Below are 23,111 nucleotides of genomic sequence, written 5' to 3' on the forward strand. Positions count from 1 at the left end.
CAGTGCCGATCTGGCTCAGCCCCGCTCCACTTCTGCAAGACCGATCGCGATCATCGCGCCCAGCGCCGACAGGATCGCAAAGCCCGCAAGGGCCGCGACAGGACCGAGCGCGGCCAGCGCGCCGCCAATTGCACCAACGATCAACAGAAGGATCCCGATCGCGGTATTGGCGAGCGCGGCGTAGGACGACCGTTGATCCTCGGGCGCCATGTCGACGAGATAGGTCGAGCGCCCGACCCGCACGCCCTGGTAGGCGATCTGCAACACGAAGAGGATGAGCGGCGTCACCCAGATCGCCGCGGTCCAGCCCGCGAGCGCGGCGATCACGGCGGCTGCCATCGACAGCGCCCCGGCGAGCCCGGCGAGGATCAAGACCTTGCGCGAGGATCGGTCCGACAGGCGCCCCCAGACGAAGGATGACACGAAGCCGGCCGCCGCCGACGCCAGAAGCAGCGCGCCGAGTTTCTGCAGCGCGCTGTCGCTGTCATCGAGAAGGACGAGGTAAGGTGGCGCGAGCGCGGTGGTGGTGAGCGCGCCGCGCGCGGCGATGAACCGGCGGAACTGCTTGTCTTCCCTCAAGGGGGCAAGGTTCAGCCCGTCCCGTTCCTGCGGCTCCGAGGGTTTCTCCTCGAGCCGCGAGAACAGCGCCGCCGCAACCAGCCAGAGCGCCGCGGCGATACCGACCGCGATGGCAAGCGGCGTGACCTCCTGCATGAGGCCCGACAGCAAAAGGAGCGCGAAGAGAAGCACCGCCGCGGAAGCTGCCGAACCCGCGACGCCCTTGATCGCGCCGCGCCGGGTCTTGCCGACGGTCTTGCCGAGAATGTCCTTGTAGCTCACCGAGCAGGCGGCACGGGAGACGGCGAGGAGCGCGAGAAGCGCGCAGATTGCAATCCCTCCGGCCCAGCCTTCGAGCGTCAGCGCCGACAGCGCGATCCCCCCTGCGCCGACCGCTTGCCCGAGGCAGCCCGCGACCCAGAACCATTTGCGGTGGCGCGTCGCCTCGACGGGTCCGGCCAGCAGGATCTGGGGCAGCAGCGCCCCGGCCTCGCGGATCGGCACGAGCACACCTGTCAGCATCGCCGGCGCGCCGATGGATTGCATGATATAGGCAAGCACCAGTTTCGGAGACAGAAGCCCGTCCGCCACCTTTGTCATCGACAGCGACAGCATGTGGCGCAGCCCGTTGCGCGCCTCGCGTGCAGTGGCCTCGCCATCGTCGTCCGTCAGCGTGCCGTAGATCTCGGTGACATCCGGTTCCGTCAGATTTGCCATGCGTTCCCCGTCTCTTGTGCGACATGCCTGAACGCGAGCGCTTGACAGCGGGTTCCCGCCGTCTCAGAACCCCGCCACGACATATGAACCCGCAACCGGGCGTTCCGTGGGCGCCAAACCGACGAAGAGCAAGGCCGATGGCCCAGATTTCCCTGACCTTTCCCGATGGCAATGCGCGCGCTTTCGACGCAGGGGTGACCCCTGCCGAAGTGGCCGCGTCGATCTCTAAATCTCTGGAGAAGAAGGCGATCTCCGCGCAGGTGGACGGTGCCCATTGGGACCTGCAATGGCCCATCGACCGCGATGCCGCCATCGCCATCAACACCATGAACGAGGACGGGCCCGCGCTGGAGCTCGTCCGGCACGACCTGGCGCATATCATGGCGCGGGCCGTGCAGGAGATCTGGCCCGACGTGAAGGTCACGATCGGCCCGGTGATCGACAACGGCTGGTATTACGACTTCGACCGCGCCGAACCGTTCACGCCCGAGGATCTGGGGCTGATCGAGAAGCGCATGCGCGAGATCATCGCCGCGCGCGATCCCGTCCGCACCGAGGTCTGGGAGCGGGACCGCGCCATCGCGCATTACGAGGCGTCCGGCGAGCCCTACAAGGTCGAGCTGATCGAGGCGATCCCGGGCGACGAGCCTTTGCGGATGTACTGGCATGGCGAATGGCAGGATCTCTGCCGCGGTCCGCACCTGCAGCACACCGGCCAGGTGCCCGCCGATGCCTTCAAGCTGATGTCCGTCGCGGGCGCTTATTGGCGCGGTGACAGCTCGCGCGCGATGCTCCAGCGTATTTATGGCGTCGCCTTCAAATCCAAGGACGCGCTGAAGGCGCACCTGACGATGCTCGAGGAGGCCGCCAAGCGCGATCACCGCAAACTCGGCCGCGAAATGAACCTCTACCACATGCAGGAAGAGGCGCCGGGCCAGGTCTTCTGGCACCCGAGCGGCTGGACGATCTACACCACGCTGCAGGATTACATCCGCCGCCGCCAGCGCGCGGGCGGCTACCAGGAGGTCAACACGCCGCAGGTCGTGGACCGCAAGCTCTGGGAAGCTTCGGGGCATTGGGACAAGTACCAGGAGAACATGTTCATCGTGGAGGTCGACGAGGACCATGCCCGCGAGAAAGCGATCAACGCGCTGAAACCGATGAACTGCCCCTGCCACGTGCAGATCTTCAACCAGGGTCTGAAATCCTACCGCGACCTTCCCTTCCGCATGGCGGAGTTCGGCTCTTGCGCGCGCTACGAGCCCTCGGGCGCTTTGCATGGCATCATGCGCGTGCGCGGCTTCACCCAGGATGACGGCCACATCTTCTGCTCCGAAGACCAGATCGAAAGCGAGACCGCGACCTTCATCGCTTTCCTGTCGCGCATATACGCGGATCTCGGGTTCCACGACTGGACCATCAAGCTCTCGACGCGGCCCGAAAAGCGGATCGGCTCTGACGAAAGTTGGGACCGGGTGGAAAAGGCTCTCGGCGATGCCTGCCGCGCGGCGGGCTACGAGTTCGAAGTGCTGGAGGGCGAAGGTGCATTCTACGGCCCGAAGCTCGAGTTCACGCTGACGGATGCGATCGGGCGGGATTGGCAATGCGGCACGCTGCAGGTCGACCCGAACCTGCCCGAGCGGCTTCAGGCGACCTTCATCGGGGCAGACGGCGCAAAGCATCGCCCCGTGATGCTGCACCGCGCGGTCCTGGGCTCGTTCGAGCGCTTCATCGGCATCCTGATCGAAGAACATGCCGGCAAGCTGCCCTTCTGGCTGGCGCCGCGTCAGGTGGTCGTGGCCTCCATCACCTCGGAAGCGGATGAGTATTGCCGCGAGGTCGCGGAGAAGCTCACGGCCGCCGGTGTGCGGGCAGAGACCGATCTTCGCAACGAGAAGATCAATTACAAGGTGCGCGAACATTCCGTCGGCAAGGTTCCGGTGATCCTTGCCATCGGACACCGCGAGGTCGAGGAGCGCACGGTGACCGTGCGCCGGCTCGGCGAGAAACAGACCTCGGTCGCGGCACTCGACGAGATTTGCGGCGAGCTGGAGACCGAGGCCACGCCGCCGGATCTTCGGGCGGGCTGACGTGAAGTGGCGGGCCGATCAGCGGCCCGTCACATTCAAAGCGGCAGATCGCCGGTGGACTTGATCTCTTCCATCGACAGGAGGGCGGTGACGTTGTGCACCTTCACCTCCGAGATCAGCGCCTGGTAGAAGGCATCATAGGCCCGGGCATTCTTCACACGCACTTTCAGGATATAGTCGATATCCCCGGCCAGCCGGTGTGCCTCCTGCACCTCGGGCCGTTCCTTCAGGGCTTTCAGGAATCTCCGCTGCCATTCGGCCTCATGCTCGGACGTGCGGATCAGAACGAAGAAACAGGCCTCGAAGCCGAGCGCCTCGGCATCGAGCACAACCGTCTGCCGCCCGATGATGCCCGCCTCGCGCATCTTGCGGATCCGGTTCCAGACCGGCGTCTTCGAGGAGCCCACGTTCTTCGCGATATCATCGAGCGACTGGCTGGCATCGCGTTGCAGCTCGAAGAGGATTTTCCGGTCGGTCTCATCGATGCGGACCTCTGTTCCGTCTTTCTCCGTCATGCCGAATATCCCGTTCCCGATCTGCTTCCCTTTAGAACAAACATCCTTGTTTTCGCAACGCCCTAGCCCGAATACGGGACAAAATTCTATATCTCCTGCCAAGAGACCCGATCCCGAGGGAGCGAGAGATGCAGCATTTTCCGATCTTCGTGGCGCTGGCCGGTCGCCGTGTCGTCGTCTCCGGTGGTGGTGACGCCGCGCTGGCGAAACTGCGGCTTCTGATGAAGACCGAGGCACATCTGACGGTCTTCTCGCCCACCCCCGCACCCGAGATCGAGGCTTGGGCCGATGAAGGCCGCCTCGCGCTTCGCCGCCGCGCGATGGAGCCGGGAGATGCACTTTGCGCCGCGCTCTTCTACGGCGCCGACGAGGACGATGCCGAGGATGCCCGTACCGCCGCCATCGCGCGCGCCGACGGGGCGCTCGTCAATATCGTGGACAATCTCGAAGGCAGCCAGTTCATCACGCCGGCCATCGTCGACCGCGACCCCGTCACCGTCGCCATTGGCACCGAAGGCGCAGCGCCGGTCCTGGCACGCGCCATCAAGCGCGATCTCGAAGAACGGCTGCCGGTCACGCTCGGCCCGCTGGCACGGATCGGCAAGGCGTTCCGCAAGATGGCCGATGCCCTGCCGATGGGCCGGAAGCGCCGCGATTTCTGGGCGGATTACTATTTCGACCACGGCCCCCGCGCCTACGAGGCCCAAGGTGCGAACGGCGCGCAAGCCGCGCTCGAGGGGCTTCTCGAACGTCACCTGAACGCCGAGGACCGGCCCGGACACGTGCATTTCGTCGGCGCAGGTCCGGGCGATCCCGAACTGCTGACGCTGAAGGCGCGCCGGGCGCTCGATGAAGCGGATGTCGTGATCTACGACCGCCTCGTAACGCCTGAGATCCTCGAGCTTTGCCGCCGCGAGGCGATGATGATCGACGTCGGCAAGGAAGCCTTCGGCCCCTCAACCCCGCAGGCCGATATAGATCGGCTCATCGTGGAGCATGGCCGCCAGGGCGCGCAGGTCGTGCGTCTGAAATCGGGCGATCCGACCGTGTTCGGGCGGCTCGACGAAGAGATCGAGGCGCTCGATGCGGCCGGTATCGCATGGAGCATCGTTCCCGGCATCACTGCCGCCTCCGCGTCTGTCGCAGCCATCGGCCAGAGCCTGACGCGGCGCGGTCGCAACGCCTCCGTCCGCTTCCTGACCGGCCATGACATGAAGGGTTTTGCCGATCACGACTGGAAGGCGCTTGCGCGGTCGAGCGAAGTGGCCGCGATCTACATGGGCAAGCGCGCGGCTCGGTTCATCCAGGGACGCCTCTTGATGCACGGCGCGGCACCGGACACGCCGGTGACGATCATCGCCAATGCCTCGCGCCCCGATCAGCGCATCCTCGCCACCTCGCTTGCGACCTTGGCGACCGATCTCGACGAGGCCGCTCTCGACGGTCCCGCACTCACGCTCTTCGGTCTTGCGCCCCGCGCTGCCGAAGCCGCCGCACATCACCTCATTCAGGAGGCACTCTAATGCCCCGCCCTTTCACCCCCAAGGTCGTCACCGCCAACGCGCTTCTCGAAGGCGATGTCGTCTATCTGCGCGAAGATGACGGCTGGACCCGGGAGCTTGCGGACGCCGACGTTCTGACCGACGAGGCGCATGCCCAGGTGCGCCTTCTCGATGCGGAGCGCCGGCCGGGCGAGGTCGTCGGCGTGTATCTCGCCGATGTCGCACCCACGGAAGCAGGCCCGGAGCCGACGCATTTACGCGAGGACTTCCGCCGCACGGGGCCGTCCAATTATTTCCACGGCAAGCAGGCCGAGCGCCAGGGCTCTGAAGTTTAAACGACTTTCAGAGCCGACGCAGAGGAGACCAGAGATGTACACGTATTCCGAGTTCGACGCCGCCTATGTCGCCAAGCGCAATGCCGAGTTCCGCGCGCAGGTCGAACGCCGCATCGACGGCAGCCTGACCGAGGACGAGTTCAAGCCGCTGCGCCTGATGAACGGGCTCTACCTTCAGCTGCACGCCTACATGCTGCGCGTTGCCGTCCCTTATGGCACGCTGAATGCGCGCCAGATGCGGCAGCTCGCCATGATCGCGGAGCGCTGGGACAAGGGCTACGGCCATTTCACCACGCGTCAGAACATCCAGTTCAACTGGCCCGAGCTGCGCGACGTGCCGGACATCCTCGATGCGCTGGCCGAGGTCGAGATGCACGCCATCCAGACCTCAGGCAATACGATCCGGAACGTGACCGCCGACCATTTCGCCGGTGCCGCTGCGGACGAGATCGCCGATCCGCGTCCCGTGGCCGAGCTCATCCGGCAATGGTCGACCGACCATCCCGAATTCCAGTTTCTGCCGCGCAAGTTCAAGATCGCGGTCACGGGCTCCCCGAACGACCGCGCCGTGACGGCGGCGCATGATATCGGCCTTCGCATCGTCGAACGCGGCAGCGAGATCGGCTATCAGGTGCTCGTCGGCGGCGGTCTCGGCCGGACGCCGATGATCGGCAAGGTCATTGCCGAGTTCCTCCGCGAGGAGGATCTCTTGCCCTATCTCGAAGCCATCGTGTCCGTCTGGAACCTGCTTGGCCGGCGAGACAACAAGTACAAGTCGCGCATCAAGATCACCGTGCACGAACACGGGATCGAGGAAATCCGCGCGCTGGTCGACGACCGCTTTGCCGAATTGCGCCCGGCCTTCACCGGCATCGATCAAGAGATGCTCGCGACGATCCGCGCCGAATTTGCCGCGCCTGTCTTCCGCGATGCGCCGCTAGACGCCTTTGACGCGGCTTACGACAAAGATCCGGCCTTCCGGTCCTGGGTCGACACCAACCTGACCGATCACCGCGCGCCCGGTTACGCGATCGCCGAGATCAGCCTCAAGGCACATGGGGCCACGCCCGGCGATGCGACGGCGGAGCAGATGCGCGTCATGGCGGACCTCGCCGAGCGCTACGGCCATGACGAGCTTCGCGTCAGCCACGAGCAGAACATCGTGCTGCCGCATGTTCACAAGTCCGACCTGCCCGCGCTCCATGCGGAGCTTCAGCGGCACGGGCTTGCCACTGCGAATATCGGCCGGATCAGCGACATCATCGCCTGCCCCGGCATGGATTATTGCGCGCTGGCGACCGCGCGCTCCATTCCCATCGCGCAGGAGATCGCAACGCGCTTCGACGAGCTGAAGATCGAGAACGAGATCGGCGATCTCAAGATCAAGATCTCGGGCTGCATCAATGCCTGCGGGCACCACCATGTCGGGCATATCGGCATTCTCGGCCTCGATCGCGCGGGCGTGGAGAATTACCAGATCACGCTCGGCGGCGATCACACCGAGGCGGCGAGGGTCGGGCAGCGCACCGGCCCAGGCTTCTCGGCGGAGGAGATCGTGCCCGCGGTGGAACGCATCGTCGATGCATACCTGATCCTGCGCGACAGCGCCGACGAGCGCTTCATCGACACCTTCGCGCGGGTCGGCATGGACCCGTTCAAGACCGCCCTTTACGAGCCGGAGAAAGAGGTCCGTGCCGATGCCGCGTGATACTCAGGCACAGCGCCAAGAGGTCGGGCAGGACGATGTGGGCACTGCGGATCTGAGCGGTCTGCGCGCCCGCGTCGCCGCGCTCAACGCCCGCTATCGCCATCACGGCGCGACCGCCGTCCTGCGCGGCGCGCTCGGGGATCCCGAGGCGGGGCGCATCGCGATGGTCTCGAGCTTTGGCGCGGAATCCGTGGCGCTTCTGCATCTTGTGGCGATGGTGGATCGCGCGACCCCGGTTCTCTTCATCGACACGCGGCTCCTCTTTGCCGAAACGCTGGTCTACCAGCAGGAGGTCGCCGAACGCCTCGGGTTGCGCGATGTCCGCATCTTGAAAACGGACCGCGAGACGCTGGACGCGCGCGATCCTTACGGGGCGCTCAAGCATTCCGATCCCGATGCGTGCTGCGCGCTGCGAAAGACCGTTCCCTTGGAAGAGGCCCTTTCCGGCTTCGACGGCTGGATCACCGGGCGCAAGCGCTACCAATCGGATGGCCGCGCCGCGCTCGACTTCTTCGAACTGGAAGAGGCGACCGGACGGATCAAGGTCAACCCGCTCGCGCATTGGTCGCGCGAGGACGTGCAGGCCTACATGGACGAGAACCGCCTGCCCCGGCATCCGCTGGTGCGCGAAGGCTACCCGTCCATCGGCTGTGCCCCCTGCACCAGCCGCGTGGCCCCGGGCGAGGATCCGCGCGCCGGGCGGTGGCGCGGGCAGAACAAGGACGAATGCGGCATCCATTTCGTGGATGGAAAGGCCGTCAGACAAGGAGCATCCACATGAGTGTGATCGTGACCGATACCGGCTTTGGCAGCGACGACTGGCGGGGCGAGGCGCTGGAACTCGCCTCCGACACGGCGCCCGAGACGCTGAGTGAAGCAGCAAAGGGTCAGGACATGATCGTCATCGACTTTCCGAGCGTCGCCGACGGGCGCGGCTTCACCCTCGCGCGGCTGTTGCGGGTGCGCGGCTATACAGGGCGCCTCCGCGCGCGCGGCCACGTGATCGCGGACCAATACGCGATGGCGCGGCGTGCGGGCTTCGACGAGGTGGAAATCGACGACGCGCTTGCCGCCCGCCAGCCCGAAGACCAGTGGCTCTTTCGTGCAGATTGGCGCGCGGGCGACTACCAAGCGCGCCTGCGCGGCTGACAAACGCCACTTCACAGGACAAAACGCCCCCTTTTCGCGCGGGGCCCAAGCGATTATCCGAGAGGCGCGGGCGGACAAGCCTGCGAGACCACATGACAGAGCATAGCCCCGTGACCCAGACCGACGCCAAGCCCGTGAAGACGATGGCCATGCCCGACGCCCAGACGGTGACAGAGGTCACGCACTGGACAGACCGGCTCTTCTCCTTCCGCGTGACGCGCCCTGCCAGCCTGCGCTTTCGCTCGGGCGAGTTCGTGATGATCGGGCTCATGGGCGATCCCGACCCCAAGACCGGAAAGCAGAAGCCGCTGTTGCGCGCCTATTCCATCGCCTCGCCGTCCTGGGACGAAGAGCTTGAGTTCTACTCGATCAAGGTGCCGGACGGCCCGCTGACATCGCGGCTCCAGCATATCCAGCCGGGCGACGAGATCATCCTGCGGCCCAAACCCGTCGGAACGCTGGTCCATGACGCCCTTCTTCCCGGCAAGCGGATCTGGTTCTTCGCGACAGGCACCGGGTTTGCGCCCTTCGCCTCGCTTCTGCGCGATCCGCAGACCTTCGAGGATTACGACGAGGTCATCATAACCCATACCTGCCGCGAAGTCGGCGAGTTGGAATATGGCCGCAAGCTGATCGAGGACATTCGCCAGGATGAGCTTCTGAACGAGCTCATCGGTGCTGAGAACCTCGCGAAGCTGCGCTATTATCCCACGACCACTCGTGAAGAGAGCCCGAAGATGGGCCGCATCACCGATCTCATGCGCTCGGGCGAGGTGTACCGCGATCTCGGTGTCGAACCGATCAGCCCCGAGCACGATCGTGCGATGGTCTGCGGCAACCTCGCGTTCAACCTCGAGATCAAGGAACTTCTGGAAAGCTACGGGCTTGAGGAAGGCGCGAATTCCGACCCCAAGCATTACGTGGTCGAAAAGGCGTTCCTCGACTGAAGGCACAAGCTGCCGAAAGGCCGGAAAACCACAGGAACTGCCCGGCGCAGTACCGTTTCCCGCTTGAAAGCGCAGGGGCGCATGGTTAGCTTGCGCCCCTGACTGACCTGTTTTGAAAGGACGAAAACCATAGCCCGCAGACCCCACAACGCGCCGCCCACACGTGAAACCGGTCCCCGAGTCAATGACCGCATCAGGGTAGCAGAAATCCGGCTCATCGGAGCCGAAGGCGAGAACATCGGCGTCGTCACCCCCGAACGGGGACGCGAACTGGCCGAAGAGGCCGGTCTTGACCTCGTGGAGATCTCGCCGAACGCAAATCCGCCGGTCTGCAAGATCATGGATTTCGGCAAGTACAAGTACGAACAGCAGAAGCGCGAAGCCGAAGCGCGCAAGAAGCAGAAGACCATCGAGGTCAAGGAAGTGAAGTTCCGTCCGAATACGGACGTTCACGACTACGAAGTGAAGATGAAGAACGTCTTCAAGTTCCTCGAGAAGGGCGACAAGGTGAAAGTCACCCTCCGCTTCCGCGGACGCGAGATGGCACACCAGAATCTCGGCCGCGAACTCCTGGAGCGCGTCGCGGACGACGTGAAGGAAGTCGGCAAGGTCGAGAACATGCCGAAGATGGAAGGCCGCCAGATGATCATGATGATCGGTCCGGTGAAATAAGCTTCATCGCCGTTTCGAGCGAGACCGGGGCACCCTTGGCGGTGCCCTTTTTCGTGAGCCAGCCCAGGCCCGGGGCCTCTTGGTCATGCGCGATGTGACCTGTCGCCGCCAACCACCCCGAAGGCCGATCGAGGCTAGTAGGGTCAGAACTGGGCGGCGACAGTTTCCGCCTTTTCCGGCATGTCGCAGACCGGAGATCCTGTCAGACGGACCTCGCTCACGCGTCGCGCGCCCGTCCGCGCGCCGCGACTTCCTTCAAGAGGCCGCCCACGCCCATGCCGGCGATATCTTCGGGGCTGACGGGAACGCCGCAGATCAGCCGCTCCATCACCCAATCCGCGCCGTTCAGCGCCGGAGAGCGCGCGCAGCCGGGCAGACCGATCACCGGCCTGCCGCCGAGCGTGCCGAAAAAGAGCAGGTTGCCGGGGTCGACCGGCATTCCGAAATGCGCGACCTCACCACCCGCGCGGCGGAGCGCCTCTGGCGCGGTGTCGCGGCTGTCGGAGGTGGCCGAGCCCGTCAGGATCAGGATCGCTCCGGCCTCGGATGCGGACAGCGCATCCGCCAGAGCGTCTATCTCGTGCGGGACGACATGCGGATCGGCAAGCGTGACGCCGAGACGGGTTAGCCTGTCCTCGATCGCCTTGTGACCCTTTGCCGGATTGAGGCCACTGCCCACATCCGTCTGGATGAGTTCGGCATGGTTGAGCGCGGGCGCATGAAAGCTCAAGGCGCCCGCGCCGTGACGCGCCGCCTCCTCGAGAGCCGTGCCCGGAACCGCATAGGAGATGATCTTGACCGTCGCGACCATGCCGCGCGCGTCCATCCGCTGCCATGGTGGGACGGTCGCCACGGTGATCATCGGATGCGTCGCGTTCAGCGCGTGGATTTTCGCAGCATCGATGCCCGCGAGCCCCGGACCCTTTGCGAAGATATTGGCGCGGCCCGTCGCGGCCTTGCCGATCCGGAGGCCGGTCTCGCGTTCGGGCACAATCGCTCGGGCCAGCCGTCCCGCCGCGTCGTCCTCGGTCACGTCGCCGTCCTCGAGCCGGGCGACCACGACATCGTCATGCCCGGTCTCGGCGAGGCGGTGCAGATCCTCGGGCCCCAGCGTCACGCCCTTTTTCAGCTTACCCCGATTGAGCGACACCGAATGCGCGAGGATCGCGCCCTCGGCCTCGGCAAGGGGAACGGGGCCGAATTTCATGATCCGCGCCTCAGAACCCGGGTCATCTCGCCCATGATCGACACGGCGATCTCGGCCGGCCCCGCAGCTCCGATATCGAGACCGATCGGCCCGTGGATGCGCGCGATCTCGTTCTCGGTAAAGCCCGCCTCCTCGAGCCGGCTCACGCGCTTGGCATGCGTTCGGGTAGACCCCAGCGCACCGATGTAGAAGCAGCCCGAGCGCAGCGCGCGCATGAGCGCGGGATCGTCGAGCTTGGGATCGTGGGTCAAGAGAACCAGCGCCGTGCGGCTGTCGAGCCCGGCCGTCTCGACCGCCTCGTCGGGCCAGTCGTTCAGGATCGTCTCGCCCGGAAAGCGCGCCTCGGAGCCGAAGGTCTCGCGCGGGTCGATCAGGATGGGATCGTAGCCTGCGATCCGCGCCATCGGCACCAATGCCTGCGCGATATGCACCGCTCCCACGACGACAAGTCGAAGCGGCGGATTGTGGATGGTCACGAAGGTGCGGCTGTCCTCCTCGAAGCCGGCGCGGTCCATGCGGAACCGGGTCTCGAAACCCGATCGCGCAAGGCGGCGGCTGCCCGCATCGAGATCCGCGACGACGGCGACGGGGTCGCGAGCGGCGCGCGCGGCGACGAGTTCTTCCATCAGATCGACCGGCAGGACCGCGCCCAGCGGCTCCACCAGCACCCGGATGGTTCCGCCGCAGGCGAGCCCGACCGCGAAGGCATCCGCGTCAGAGACACCGAATTCGAGCTCGCGCATCGTGCCGTCCTCGAGCGCTTCCAGCGCCTCGACGATCACCGCGCCTTCGACGCAGCCGCCCGAGACAGAGCCAGCGATCGCGCCATCGCCTGAAATCGCCAGTTGCGAGCCGACGCGGCGCGGCGCGGAGCCCCAGGTCTCGATCACTGTGGCAAGACACGCGCCGCGGCCGGCGTTGTGCCACTTGAGCGCGGTTTCGGGAATCGGGTCGAAACGGTCCATGGGCAATCCTCCGGGGTCTTCCTAACGCGGCGGGCCGCGCTTGTCGCGTCATCCAAAGGTCGGCGCGGTCGGATCGTAACGGTAGAGCCAATCGAATTGCCGCAGCATCAGGTCCGGCGCGAACGTCCCGCCCGCGCGGAGCACGAGATGCGCCGCATCGCGCAGGCCCGGCATCGCGAGGTGATACTTCCAGGCATTGCCGTTGGCCGCCGCGATGACGCGCCGCGCCCTCTCCTGCCGCCGTTTCTGGTAGGCTGTGAGAGCCGCCTCCAGCGACGGGGCCGCGCGGCAGGCATCGAACAGCTCCCAGGCGTCTTCAAGCGCGAGATTCGCGCCCTGCGCCAGGAACGGCAGCGTCGGATGCGCGGCATCGCCCAGAAGCGCGACCCCCTCGCCGTGCCATGTCTCCGCGACCGGATGACGAAAAAGCCCCCAGAGCCCCGGCACATCGGCTTCTGCGAGAAGACGCGCCGTGTCGCCGCCGAAATCGGAGAATGCCGCGCGCAGATCCGAGGGATCGCCGGTGAGCGACCAGCTTTCCTCCGTCCAATCGGCGCGCTCCTGCACCGCGACGAGGTTCACCTCCGCACCATCGCGCAAAGGATAGCTGACGACATGGCGATGCGGGCCCATATGCACACGCGCCTCGGGCGGGTGGTTCACCACGTTGGGCACCACGGCGCGCCAGGCCACCTGCCCGGTGAAGTGCGGCGGCGCGGCGCCGTTGAGGGCCGCGCGGACCACGGAATGCAAACCGTCCGCCCCGAGGATGAGGTCGGCACTGATCCGGTCTCCGTTCGCCATGTGCGCTTCGGGCCGTGCGCCCGGGCTCACCGATCCGAGTTTCTGCAAAAGGCGGATCTTGCCGCCCTCCTCGCGCACGGCCGAGGCGAGCATGTCGATGAGATCGGCCCTGTGGACTAGCCGGTATTCCATGCCGGGTCCGAGCCTGCCGAGATCGAGCCGCAGAACCTCCCGGCCCGCTCGGTAGTCGCGCAGAGAGACAGCCGCTGCCCGAGGCGCGCCGCCCGGAGCCAGCGGAAGGCCGAGCGCCTCGATGACCTTGAGCCCGTTGGGCGAGAGCTGCAGCCCGGCACCGACCTCGCGGATCGCCTCGGCCTGTTCGTAGACGGTGACGGATGCGCCTGCGCGCCGGAAAGCCAAGGCGGCGGCAAGCCCGCCGATCCCGCCGCCGATGACCGCAATATTGAGGCCGTCGATCTTCATGGCTCCTCCTCGAAACGAAAGGGCGCCCGGCCTGACCGGCCCGGCGCCCTTCCCGAATGGCTATGCCCGGACCTTAATCGTCGCGATGCACCTTCTCGCGGCGTTCGTGCTTTTCCTGGGCCTCGAGCGTCATCGTGGCGATCGGGCGCGCGTCGAGACGCTTGAGCGAGATCGGCTCGCCGGTGACTTCACAGAAGCCGAACTCTCCTTCTTCGATCCGGCGCAGCGCGGCCTCGATCTTGGAGACGAGCTTGCGCTGGCGATCGCGGGTCCGCAATTCGAGAGCGCGGTCCGTCTCTTCACTGGCGCGGTCGGTGACATCGGGGATGTTGCGGGTCGAATCCTGCAAGCCTTCGATCGTGTCGCGGCTATCGGCGAGAAGATCCTGCTTCCAGGTGATCAGCTTGCGGCGGAAATATTCGAGCTGCCGCGGGTTCATGAAATCTTCGTCCTCTGAGGGACGGTACTCGTCGGGAAGGAAGGTCTCCGGCTTCATTGCTGCTCCGTAAAAAACCCAGGTTCCCGGCATGGTGATCTACCGGGATATCTGGCACCCCTGTTCCGCGGCTGCGCATAGCTCAAGCCCGACGCAGTGTCACTACAGAACTTGCATTGCGCAGACTAAATACGGCTTTAGGACACAGCATGAACGCAAGAACGGAGCACCGCGCATGAAATTCGAGGGAACCGACGCCTACGTCGCCACCGACGATCTGACCATGGCCGTGAATGCCGCCGTCACGCTGGAGCGGCCGCTTCTGGTGAAGGGCGAGCCCGGCACCGGCAAGACCGAGCTTGCGCGCCAGGTTGCCGCCGCGCTCGGCACCCGGATGATCGAATGGTCGATCAAGTCGACGACGAAGGCGCAGCAGGGTCTGTACGAATACGACGCGGTCAGCCGCCTCCGGGACAGCCAGCTCGGCGACGAGCGGGTGAACGATGTGAAGAACTACATCCGCAAGGGCAAGCTCTGGGAAGCTTTCGAGGCGGACGAGCGCGTGGTCCTCCTGATCGACGAGGTCGACAAGGCCGATATCGAGTTTCCGAATGACCTTCTGCAGGAACTCGACCGGATGGATTTCTACGTCTACGAGACCGGCGAGACGATCCGCGCGCGGCATCGCCCCATCGTCATAATCACCTCGAACAATGAGAAAGAGCTGCCCGACGCGTTCCTGCGCCGCTGCTTTTTTCACTACATCCGCTTCCCGGAGCCGGACGTTCTGCGCAAGATCGTCGAGGTCCATCACCCCGGCATCAAGCCCGCGCTTCTGACCGAGGCGTTGACGCAGTTCTACGAGATCCGCGAGCAGCCCGGGCTGAAAAAGAAGCCGTCGACCTCCGAGGTCCTGGACTGGCTGAAACTGCTCCTGGCCGAGGATTTGCAGCCCGAAGATCTCAAACGCGACGGCGCGGACGCGCTGCCGAAACTGCACGGCGCGCTTCTGAAGAACGAGCAGGACGTGCATCTCTTCGAACGGCTCGCCTTCATGGCCCGGCGGCAGGGGCGCTGAGCGTCAGCAGCGACGTCCCGCCTTCGAGTAGACCAGGGCGGCCTGCGCGGGCGCTCAGACCTGATGCGGGGCTCTTGCCGCAATCCTCCCGAATTCCGGCCGGCGGATTTCCTATTCGTCGGCGAAATCTACAATCGTACATTCGCGCTGTGGCTTAACTGCACAGGGCAGGCCTCTGTTTTATATAGATCTTTCCAATCACCTGCCTCGCGCGGGCGGCTTTTTGGCCATCGTCGACATCTCGTGTCCATAAATCCTTCTTTCGCCCTATAGTGTCCCAACAAGCGACAAAAATCTCCCCGATCACTGTGGCATCTGGAATGAGCAGGCAGACCACATCCATGACCGCATCTTCAGACCTCACGGTGCGCGCGCTGGTGGCCGGGGACCGTGCCGAATGGCAGGCGCTCTGGTCTGCGTATCTCGACTTCTACGAGAGCAGCGTATCGGCCGAGGTTTACGAGACGACCTTCGCGCGGCTTCTGGACGGTGATCCGCGCAGCCACAGTTGCTTCGTGGCGGAATCGTCGGGGTCTTTGGTCGGCCTCACGCATTACCTGTTTCACCGCCATGCCTGGCGCATCGAGGAGGTCTGCTACCTGCAAGACCTTTACGCCGTGCCGGAAATGCGCGGACAGGGCGTGGGCCGCGCGCTGATCGAGGCGGTCTATGCCGCCGCAGACGCGCATGGGGCCGAACAGGTCTACTGGCTCACCCAGAGCTTCAACGAGACCGCGCGGAAACTCTACGACCGCATCGGTGTAGAGACCCCGTTCATCAAGTACCAGAGGCCCTGATGCGTCGTTTGATCCTTCCGCTTTATCTGCTTCTCGGTGCCTGTATGCCCGTCGCGCCGACCGAAACCGCGACCCGCGCCGCGGTGATCGCGGACAGCACGCTGCCCCCGATGCGCAGCTTCTCGGTGCCACGTCCCTTCCCTACGACGGCCTCGAACGCGGATATCGCGCGCGATTTCATCGAATTGTCCTTCGCTCTCGAATCGGGCCGCGCGCTGGAGCGTTTCACCCGCTTCGAGGATCCGATCCGGGTGCGCGTGACCGGACAGCCGCGCGCCTCCCTCTTCTCCGATCTCGACCAGGTGCTGCATCGATTGCGGACCGAGGCGCAGATCGACGTTGCCCGCGCTACCGGCGATGCCGCGCAGATCACCGTCGAGGCCGTGCCGCGCGCCGAGATCCGCCGCATCCTGCCGCAAGCGGCCTGTTTCGTGGTGCCGAACGTGTCGTCCTTGCAGGAATACCTGCGCGTGCGCCGCACAGGCCAGGTCAATTGGTCCAACATGACCGAGCGCAACCGTGTGGCGGTCTTCGTGCCCGCCGATGCCAGCCCGCAGGAGGTGCGCGACTGCCTCCACGAGGAGTTGGCGCAGGCCATAGGGCCGCTCAACGATCTCTACCGCCTGCCGGATTCGGTTTTCAACGACGACAATGTCCACACGGTGCTGACCGGTTTCGACATGACGATCCTGCGCGCCTTCTACGATCCGGCGCTGCAATCGGGCATGACTCGCGAAGAGGTCGCCGCGCGGCTTCCGGCGATCCTCGCCCGGATCAACCCGGCCGGACAGGGTCAGCGCGCCTCGAATCTCGATGCGACGCCGCGCGGCTGGGTCGATGCCATCCAGGCCGCCCTCGGGCCAGGCACGCCCAATCGCGAAGACGCGGCGCGCCAGGCGCTCTCGATCGCGATGGCTATGGGCTGGACGGATCATCGCCGCGGCTTCGCCCACTACGCGATGGGCCGCATCCTCCAGGCCCGCGATCTCGACGCCGCACTCGCGCAGTTCCGCGAAGCCGACCGCTTCTTCGCTGCTTCGCCGCGCACGCGCCTGCACCGCGCCTATGTCGCCTCCCAACTCGCCGCCCATGCGATCGCCCGGAACGAACCCGACGCCGCGCTGACCCTTCTGGCGCCGCAAATCGAGGTCGCGGCCCGGCACGAGAATGCGGCCCTTCTCGCCACGCTTCTGATGCTGCGCGCCGAGGCGCTGGACCTCTCGGGCCGCGTCACCGAAGCGCGGGAAGTGCGTCTGGACAGTCTCGGATGGGCGCGATACGGGTTCGGCTCGGACGTGGCGGTGCGCGGCAAGATCGACGAGATCGGTGCGCTGAACCCGCTCAAACGGAGGATCGGCTCTCTATGATCGTGATCGTCGCGGCGCTGCTTGGTGCCACTTTCGGGGGTGTGACCGCCAAGCGCCGCAAGGGTGACCGGCTCGATATCCTGCAATACGCCACGATCTACGCCATCGCTTTTGCACTCGCGGGACTCATCGTCACCATCGCGCTCGAGAAGATTCTGCTGTAAGGCAGAAGCCATGTTCGTCCCGTTCTTCGAAAAGCTGCGCGACGCCGGCGTGCCAGTGTCACTGCGCGAATACCTGACGTTCCTCGAGGCGATGCGCGCGGGCCTGGCGACCTACGATATCGAAGGGTTCTACTACCTCGCCCGTGCGGCGATGGTGAAGGACGAGCGGCATATCGACCGCTTCGACCGGGCCTTCTCGGCGGCGTTCTCGGGGCTCGAGGCGATCGATACCGAAGCGCTCATCGAGGCGATGGATCTGCCCGAGGACTGGCTGCGGAAAATGTCCGAAAAGCATCTCTCCGAAGAAGAGAAGGCGGAGATCGAGGCCATGGGCGGATTCGACAAGCTCATGGAAACGCTCAAGAAACGCCTGGAGGAACAGAAAGGCCGGCACCAGGGCGGCTCCAAATGGGTCGGCACCGGCGGCACCTCGCCTTTCGGCGCCTACGGCTACAACCCCGAGGGCGTCCGCATCGGGCAGAACGAGAGCCGTCACCGCCGCGCCGTCAAGGTCTGGGACAAGCGCGAGTTTCGAGAATACGACGATTCCATCGAGATCGGCACGCGCAACATCAAGGTCGCATTGAAGCGCCTGCGAAAATGGGCCCGCGACGGCGCGGCCGAAGAGCTCGACCTGCCCGGCACGATCCGGTCCACCGCCGAGCAAGGCTGGCTCGACGTTAAGACCCGGCCCGAGCGCCGGAACGCAGTGAAGGTGCTTCTTTTTCTCGATGTCGGCGGCTCGATGGACGATCATATCCGCGTCGTCGAAGAGCTGTTCTCCGCCGCCCGCTCCGAGTTCAAGCACCTTGAGCATTTCTACTTCCACAACTGCCTCTACGAAGGCGTCTGGCGCGACAATCGCCGCCGCTGGGATCAGCAGACTCCAACCGCCGAGGTGCTGCGGACCTACGGGTCCGACTACAAGTGCATCTTCGTCGGCGATGCCTCGATGAGCCCCTACGAGATCGCAATGCCGGGCGGCGCGAACGAGCACTGGAACCAGGAAGCCGGGCAGACCTGGCTCATGCGGGCGCGGGCGCAGTGGCCTGATCACATGTGGATCAATCCTGTCCCCGAGAAATACTGGCAATATACCCAATCGATCGGGATGATCCGGGAGATCTTCGAGGACCGGATGGTGCCGATGACGCTCGAGGGGATCGAGGCAGGGATGCGCGAGCTCAGCCGATAGGCTGCCCGCACAATAACACCGTCACGCTCTGGAACTTATATCGCGCGCGACCGTTTTTCCTTTGAACCAATCAAAGGAGGATCTCATGGCAATCGAGAAATTCGGAACCGCACATTGGTCGGGCGACCTGCAATCGGGCACGGGCGAGGTCTCGACCGAGTCGGGCGCGCTCGACAAGGTGCAATACGGCTTCAACAAGCGCTTCGAAGGCGAGCCGGGCTCGAACCCCGAAGAGCTCGTGGGTGCGGCGCATGCGTCCTGCTACTCGATGGCGCTGTCGATGATCCTCGGCAACCATGACGTTGTCGCAGACGACATCGACACGAAGGCAACGGTGAGCCTCGAGAAGGACGGCGACGGCTTTTCCGTCACCAAGGTCCATCTCGACGTGACCGCGAAAGTACCGGGTCTCAGCGAGGACAAGTTCATGGAAGCGGCGAACGCGGCCAAGGACGGCTGCCCCATCTCCAAGCTCTATGCGGGCGGCACCGCCGAGATCACGATGGACGCCAAGCTCGCCTGAGCTTCGCGATCCACGCCTTGATAACGCGCCCGGGAGCACAGGCTTCCGGGCGCTTTTCGTTCGGCACATCGCGCCCCATATTGGGGATATGCTGAAGCTCACCCCGATCATTTTCGCGATTCTCTACGCGCTGGCGATGTACCGATTTTCCGCCTGGCGGACGGGCAAGGAGCTCGACGAGAAGTCGACCGAGCTCGCCGATCCGGGATTGCGCGACATCCTTGGCAAGCTCGCCCGCGCGCTCGATGTGCCGCGCATCAAGGTTCATATCTACGAGATCGACCCGGTGAACGGGCTCGCCGCGCCCGATGGGCGCATCTTCATCACCCGCGGCTTTTACCGGAAATACCGCTCTGGCGAGGTGTCGGGAGAAGAGCTGGCCTCGGTCATCGCCCATGAGCTCGGACACGTTGCGCTTGGCCATTCCAAGCGGCGCATGATCGACTTCTCGGGGCAGAACGCGATCCGTGCGGCACTTGCGATGGTGCTGGGTCGGATCATTCCCGGCATCGGTGTCTGGATCGCCAATGCCTTGACGTCCCTCCTGGCCGCACGGCTGTCGCGCGGGGACGAGTTCGAGGCCGACGCCTATGCAGCGGCGCTTCTGACGAAGGCCGGAATCGGTGTCGGCCCGCAGAAATCCCTCTTCAAGAAGCTCGAAGCATTGACCGGCGCTCGTGCGGGCGCGGTGCCCGCATGGCTCATGAGCCACCCCAAGACCGAAGAGCGCGTGGCCGCGCTCGAGGCGCTCGAGGCGCGCTGGCAGACCGTGGAGGGGTGACGGGCCGCGGCTCAGACCACGTCGAAAAACGCTTCGGCGAGGTCGCGTCCGTTCACCTGCAGGATGAGCACATGCGGTCCGGGATGCCAGGTGAAGGTTGTTGCCGCTGCCTTGATCGGGTGCCGTTTCGAGAGCGTGAGGGGCGCGCCCGGAACGGCGCGGCCCGTGCCCAACTTGAAGACCTTCTCACCGGGACGGCCGGAGGGCCGATGGAAGCGTATGCGGTAATCGACAACAAGGCGGGTCTCGGATGCAGCGGAGATCTCCGCCGCGATCTGCAGCGCCTCGCCGATCCGGGCCGTCGGCGACACGTCGAGATCGATCTCGAGTGCCGCCTCGGGGTCATATCCGAGCAGCTTGAGGGCTTGTGGCTCGCAGCGCTTGACCGCCGTGCGAAGCGCGTGGCGTGTTATCCAGTCGAGCTCGCCCGCGCCCTGCCGCCCTTCCGCGCGCCAGGCCTCAAGACGCAAAACCACGGTGGCTAGATCCGATTTTGTCAGATCATTCAGGTGGTTGGCCACTGAGCGCGTGACATACCGCGTTGGATCGGCGTGCAGCATGTCTAGAAGCGGCAGCGCGCGATCCGGGGCCAGCGTTATGTTCTGCGCCCAAGGCAGGCGTGGCCGCGTTCCTTCAGAGACGAGGCGACGGACGTGGTAGTTGGGATCGCCCGCCCAGCCCTCGAGCCGCGCGAGGGTCATTTCCGGCCAGCGGTCGAGGAAAGGCCGGATGTAATATTCCATCGAGAAGCGCTGGGTCGCGGCATGGAGAAGATCGAGCGCGCGATCGGGATGCATCTCGAGACCGTGGCGCACCGCCAGAACGCCCGGCACCGCATGGATGAAGCGACCGAAATCGTCGTCCCGGCGCGTCGAATCGAGTGGCGGCGGCATCGCATCCTCGAGCGCGTCGGCCAGGGCGGGAAAGTCGCGCGGAAGCTGTGCCTCGAGACAGGTGGCGATCCAGTCGATCCGCTGCATGAGACTACGTTCGGCAAGGCCCCTCACCGCCTCCGTCTCGAAGGCGGCCCGGTCGAACCCCGGCAGATGCGCATGCTCAGAACCCAGAACCGCAACGGTTTCTGCATTGAACAACTGGTCGGCGAGCGAGGTGCCAGCCCCGCCCCCTGCCCCGTCCGGCCCGCGCGCCAAATCAGAGCGTCGCGTTGATGCCGCCGCCATCGGCGAGGATGTTCTGCCCCACGATGTATCCGGCATGCTGCGAGCACAGGAACGCGCAGGTGCGCCCGAACTCCGCCGCGGTCCCGTAGCGCCGCACCGGAATGGTCTTGAACTTGGCGGCGCGCACGTCCTCTAGGCTGGTGCCTTGCGTGTCCGCCGCGGCGCGGTCGAGCGCGTCGATCCGGTCGGTGTCATGCGCGCCCGGCAGAAGGTTGTTGATCGTCACGCCATGCTGGGCGACCTGTCGCGAGGTGCCCGCGACGAAGCCGGTGAGCCCGGCCCGCGCCGAGTTCGAGAGTCCCAGCGCCGGGATCGGTGCCTTGACCGATTGCGAGGTGATGTTGACGACGCGGCCCCAGCCCTTCTCCATCATGCCTGGCAGCATGGCTTGCATCAGCGCGATGGGGGTCAGCATGTTCGCCTCCAGCGCGGCGATGAAATCGTCCCGGCTCCAGTCCGACCAGACACCCGGCGGGGGGCCGCCTGCATTGGTCACGAGGATGTCGACCTGTCCTGCCGCCTCGAGGACGGCGGCGCGACCCTCCTCGGAGACGATGTCGGCGGCCAGCACTGTCACCTCGACCCCGTGCGCGTCGCGGATTGCCTGCGCTGTTGCCGAAAGCGCCTCTTCGCCTCGCGCGTTCAGTACAAGGTCGACGCCCGCTTCGGCCAGCGCTTCGGCGCAGCCTCGCCCGAGACCTTTCGACGATGCCGTTACCAGTGCCCTTTTGCCAGAGATGCCCAGATCCATGTCCTGTCCTTTTCTTGTTGCCGATACGTCGATAAAAGACCCGCATACCGGCCCTTTGATGACATATTTGATCACGAATTATGGGGGCAGAGTGACCTGTTTCGCGCCCGAGCGCGAGTAGAGAGAGTGCCCCTGATGCCGAAACCCGGCTCCGCGAGGTCCGCCCAGTCCCTGTCCGTCTTCCGGGCAGAGCATTTTCGCGTCGTGAATGGCGCGAATCTGGGGGATCCGGTCGGCTTTGCGGGCGAGATCGAACTCGACGATATCTACCGACTGTCGCCCGTGGCGCATGAGGTCACATTGCGTGTCGTGCCGCATCCCGATCGCCCGTTCTCGGTCGCACCGGGCACCGAGGTCGGCGAGCCGGGCGCCGCCCTACACCTCGATTGCGCGCTGACGCTGATGTCGGGCGATGGCGAGACGACAGAGGCGATCGTGCTCGTTGAAACCGATGACGAGGGCGATGTCGCGGACACCTATCTTCTACCCCTCGCGCCGATCACGCCCAAGCGGGACTACGCGCTCGTGGGGGTTGATACCGAGAACGCGCTGTCGAGCTTTGCCCAGCAGGCTTGCGTGTCGTTCACGCGCGGCACACTCATCGCGCTTGCCACCGGAGAGCAGCGCGCGGTCGAAGATCTGAAGGTCGGCGACAAGGTTCTGACCCGCGATGACGGCCCGCAGCCAATCCGCTGGATCGGGCAGCGCACCACACGCGCGGTGGGCGGCTTTGCGCCGGTGGAGATCAAGGCGGGTGTTCTCAACAATCTCAACGATCTGGTCGTCAGTCCCGATCACAGGCTCTTCATCTACCAGCGCAGCGACGAGCTTGGCGCGGGACGCTCCGAGCTTCTGGTCCGCGCGCGGCACCTCGTGAACGGGGAGACGATCCGCCAACTGTCGGGAGGCTTCGTCGATTATTTCCAGATGCTCTTCGATCAGCATCAGATCATCTTCGCGGAAGGTATAGCCGCTGAATCCATGCTCGTGGACGAGCGGACCGCCGCCATTCTGCCGGGCGAGCTCGGCGATCGATTGTCGGCGCTGCTGCCGGATCACGAGGAAAGCTCGCACAGCGCCCTCGAGGTTGCGGAGGATCTTTTGAAACGAGCGGATGCGATATCCGCCTTGCGAAAATCGTCGAGCGGATAAGGCTTTCGGGCGGTTTGATCTGCGGATTCGCGTAACGCTTTGAATAAACGCAACGCGCGGAAAATAATTGCCGCCGCGCGCGCGCATTTTCGCA

Annotated in this window: 24 protein-coding genes; 16 read left to right on the forward strand and 8 right to left on the reverse strand. The window is 65.2% G+C overall.

The annotated features are described in order from the left end of the window. Positions 1 to 15: 15 nt before the first annotated feature. Positions 16 to 1,275 carry an MFS transporter gene (locus BM171_RS07130; RefSeq protein WP_093010160.1) on the reverse strand — a complete coding sequence of 420 codons (1,260 nt, stop codon included), beginning with the start codon at positions 1,273 to 1,275 and terminating at the stop codon, positions 16 to 18. A 137-nt stretch (positions 1,276 to 1,412) separates the two neighbouring features. Between BM171_RS07130 and thrS the strand changes: the two genes are divergently transcribed. Next, positions 1,413 to 3,365 (forward strand): threonine--tRNA ligase, encoded by a 1,953-nt coding sequence (gene thrS, locus BM171_RS07135; RefSeq protein ID WP_093010161.1) that lies wholly within the window; start codon positions 1,413 to 1,415, stop codon positions 3,363 to 3,365. Positions 3,366 to 3,400: 35 nt separating this feature from the next. Here the strand turns inward: thrS and BM171_RS07140 are convergent, their stop codons facing one another. After that, the gene (locus BM171_RS07140) at positions 3,401 to 3,880 is read right to left on the reverse strand and encodes an Lrp/AsnC family transcriptional regulator (RefSeq protein WP_093010162.1); all 480 of its coding nucleotides are present in this window, start codon (positions 3,878 to 3,880) and stop codon (positions 3,401 to 3,403) included. Positions 3,881 to 4,008: 128 nt separating this feature from the next. Between BM171_RS07140 and cysG the strand changes: the two genes are divergently transcribed. From cysG to infC, 7 genes are all read left to right on the forward strand, one after another. After that, on the forward strand, positions 4,009 to 5,403 hold the full coding sequence (gene cysG / locus BM171_RS07145) for a siroheme synthase CysG (protein ID WP_093010163.1): 1,395 nt from the start codon (positions 4,009 to 4,011) through the stop codon (positions 5,401 to 5,403). After that, on the forward strand, positions 5,403 to 5,717 hold the full coding sequence (locus tag BM171_RS07150) for a DUF2849 domain-containing protein (protein WP_093010164.1): 315 nt from the start codon (positions 5,403 to 5,405) through the stop codon (positions 5,715 to 5,717). The genes cysG and BM171_RS07150 overlap by 1 nt, the downstream gene beginning before the upstream one ends. A gap of 34 nt (positions 5,718 to 5,751) precedes the next feature. Continuing rightward, positions 5,752 to 7,425 (forward strand): nitrite/sulfite reductase, encoded by a 1,674-nt coding sequence (locus BM171_RS07155; RefSeq protein ID WP_093010165.1) that lies wholly within the window; start codon positions 5,752 to 5,754, stop codon positions 7,423 to 7,425. Beyond that, entirely contained in the window at positions 7,415 to 8,206 is a 792-nt protein-coding gene (locus BM171_RS07160; RefSeq protein ID WP_093010166.1) for a phosphoadenylyl-sulfate reductase, read from the forward strand. The genes BM171_RS07155 and BM171_RS07160 overlap by 11 nt, the downstream gene beginning before the upstream one ends. Further along, positions 8,203 to 8,574, forward strand: a complete 372-nt coding sequence (locus tag BM171_RS07165) for a DUF934 domain-containing protein (protein WP_093010167.1) — start codon at positions 8,203 to 8,205, stop codon at positions 8,572 to 8,574. Before BM171_RS07160 ends, BM171_RS07165 begins: the two co-directional genes overlap by 4 nt. Positions 8,575 to 8,666: 92 nt before the next feature. Continuing rightward, the gene (locus BM171_RS07170; RefSeq protein ID WP_093010168.1) at positions 8,667 to 9,521 is read left to right on the forward strand and encodes a ferredoxin--NADP reductase; all 855 of its coding nucleotides are present in this window, start codon (positions 8,667 to 8,669) and stop codon (positions 9,519 to 9,521) included. A 129-nt stretch (positions 9,522 to 9,650) separates the two neighbouring features. Beyond that, positions 9,651 to 10,193: a translation initiation factor IF-3 gene (infC, locus tag BM171_RS07175; protein WP_093010169.1), complete on the forward strand. Its 543-nt coding sequence runs from the start codon at positions 9,651 to 9,653 to the stop codon at positions 10,191 to 10,193. A gap of 217 nt (positions 10,194 to 10,410) precedes the next feature. Here the strand turns inward: infC and BM171_RS07180 are convergent, their stop codons facing one another. From BM171_RS07180 to dksA, 4 genes are all read right to left on the reverse strand, one after another. Beyond that, positions 10,411 to 11,400, reverse strand: coding sequence for a molybdopterin-binding protein (locus BM171_RS07180; protein WP_093010170.1), 990 nt, complete (start codon positions 11,398 to 11,400; stop codon positions 10,411 to 10,413). Beyond that, entirely contained in the window at positions 11,397 to 12,365 is a 969-nt protein-coding gene (locus BM171_RS07185) for an XdhC family protein (RefSeq protein ID WP_093010171.1), read from the reverse strand. Before BM171_RS07185 ends, BM171_RS07180 begins: the two co-directional genes overlap by 4 nt. 48 nt (positions 12,366 to 12,413) lie before the next feature. After that, complete coding sequence (locus BM171_RS07190; protein WP_093010172.1) at positions 12,414 to 13,592, reverse strand: FAD-dependent monooxygenase; 1,179 nt, start codon at positions 13,590 to 13,592, stop codon at positions 12,414 to 12,416. 73 nt (positions 13,593 to 13,665) lie between these two features. Further along, positions 13,666 to 14,088 carry an RNA polymerase-binding protein DksA gene (gene dksA, locus BM171_RS07195; RefSeq protein ID WP_093010173.1) on the reverse strand — a complete coding sequence of 141 codons (423 nt, stop codon included), beginning with the start codon at positions 14,086 to 14,088 and terminating at the stop codon, positions 13,666 to 13,668. Positions 14,089 to 14,263: 175 nt separating this feature from the next. Here dksA and BM171_RS07200 point away from each other — a divergent pair, with 175 nt between their 5' ends. From BM171_RS07200 to BM171_RS07235, 7 genes are all read left to right on the forward strand, one after another. Then, positions 14,264 to 15,106, forward strand: coding sequence for an AAA family ATPase (locus tag BM171_RS07200; protein WP_093010174.1), 843 nt, complete (start codon positions 14,264 to 14,266; stop codon positions 15,104 to 15,106). Between the two features lie 341 nt (positions 15,107 to 15,447). After that, positions 15,448 to 15,903 (forward strand): GNAT family N-acetyltransferase, encoded by a 456-nt coding sequence (locus BM171_RS07210; RefSeq protein WP_093010176.1) that lies wholly within the window; start codon positions 15,448 to 15,450, stop codon positions 15,901 to 15,903. Beyond that, positions 15,903 to 17,270 (forward strand): DUF2927 domain-containing protein, encoded by a 1,368-nt coding sequence (locus tag BM171_RS07215; RefSeq protein WP_093010177.1) that lies wholly within the window; start codon positions 15,903 to 15,905, stop codon positions 17,268 to 17,270. Before BM171_RS07210 ends, BM171_RS07215 begins: the two co-directional genes overlap by 1 nt. Continuing rightward, the gene (locus BM171_RS07220; protein WP_093010178.1) at positions 17,267 to 17,434 is read left to right on the forward strand and encodes an apolipoprotein acyltransferase; all 168 of its coding nucleotides are present in this window, start codon (positions 17,267 to 17,269) and stop codon (positions 17,432 to 17,434) included. The genes BM171_RS07215 and BM171_RS07220 overlap by 4 nt, the downstream gene beginning before the upstream one ends. A gap of 10 nt (positions 17,435 to 17,444) precedes the next feature. Further along, positions 17,445 to 18,629, forward strand: a complete 1,185-nt coding sequence (locus BM171_RS07225; protein ID WP_093010179.1) for a vWA domain-containing protein — start codon at positions 17,445 to 17,447, stop codon at positions 18,627 to 18,629. An 85-nt stretch (positions 18,630 to 18,714) separates the two neighbouring features. Then, the gene (locus BM171_RS07230) at positions 18,715 to 19,152 is read left to right on the forward strand and encodes an OsmC family protein (protein WP_093010180.1); all 438 of its coding nucleotides are present in this window, start codon (positions 18,715 to 18,717) and stop codon (positions 19,150 to 19,152) included. Positions 19,153 to 19,240: 88 nt separating this feature from the next. Next, positions 19,241 to 19,933, forward strand: a complete 693-nt coding sequence (locus BM171_RS07235) for a M48 family metallopeptidase (protein ID WP_093010181.1) — start codon at positions 19,241 to 19,243, stop codon at positions 19,931 to 19,933. A gap of 11 nt (positions 19,934 to 19,944) precedes the next feature. Here the strand turns inward: BM171_RS07235 and BM171_RS07240 are convergent, their stop codons facing one another. Together BM171_RS07240 and BM171_RS07245 are read right to left on the reverse strand one after the other, a co-directional pair. Next, positions 19,945 to 21,114, reverse strand: coding sequence for a hypothetical protein (locus tag BM171_RS07240; protein ID WP_245760203.1), 1,170 nt, complete (start codon positions 21,112 to 21,114; stop codon positions 19,945 to 19,947). Continuing rightward, positions 21,086 to 21,865: an SDR family oxidoreductase gene (locus tag BM171_RS07245; RefSeq protein ID WP_093010182.1), complete on the reverse strand. Its 780-nt coding sequence runs from the start codon at positions 21,863 to 21,865 to the stop codon at positions 21,086 to 21,088. The genes BM171_RS07240 and BM171_RS07245 overlap by 29 nt, the downstream gene beginning before the upstream one ends. 135 nt (positions 21,866 to 22,000) lie before the next feature. Between BM171_RS07245 and BM171_RS07250 the strand changes: the two genes are divergently transcribed. After that, positions 22,001 to 23,017: a Hint domain-containing protein gene (locus BM171_RS07250; protein WP_093010183.1), complete on the forward strand. Its 1,017-nt coding sequence runs from the start codon at positions 22,001 to 22,003 to the stop codon at positions 23,015 to 23,017. Positions 23,018 to 23,111 lie beyond the last annotated feature (94 nt).

It is taken from the genome of Roseivivax halotolerans, from assembly GCF_900115815.1.
In the GTDB taxonomy this organism is placed as follows: Bacteria; Pseudomonadota; Alphaproteobacteria; order Rhodobacterales; family Rhodobacteraceae; genus Roseivivax; species Roseivivax halotolerans.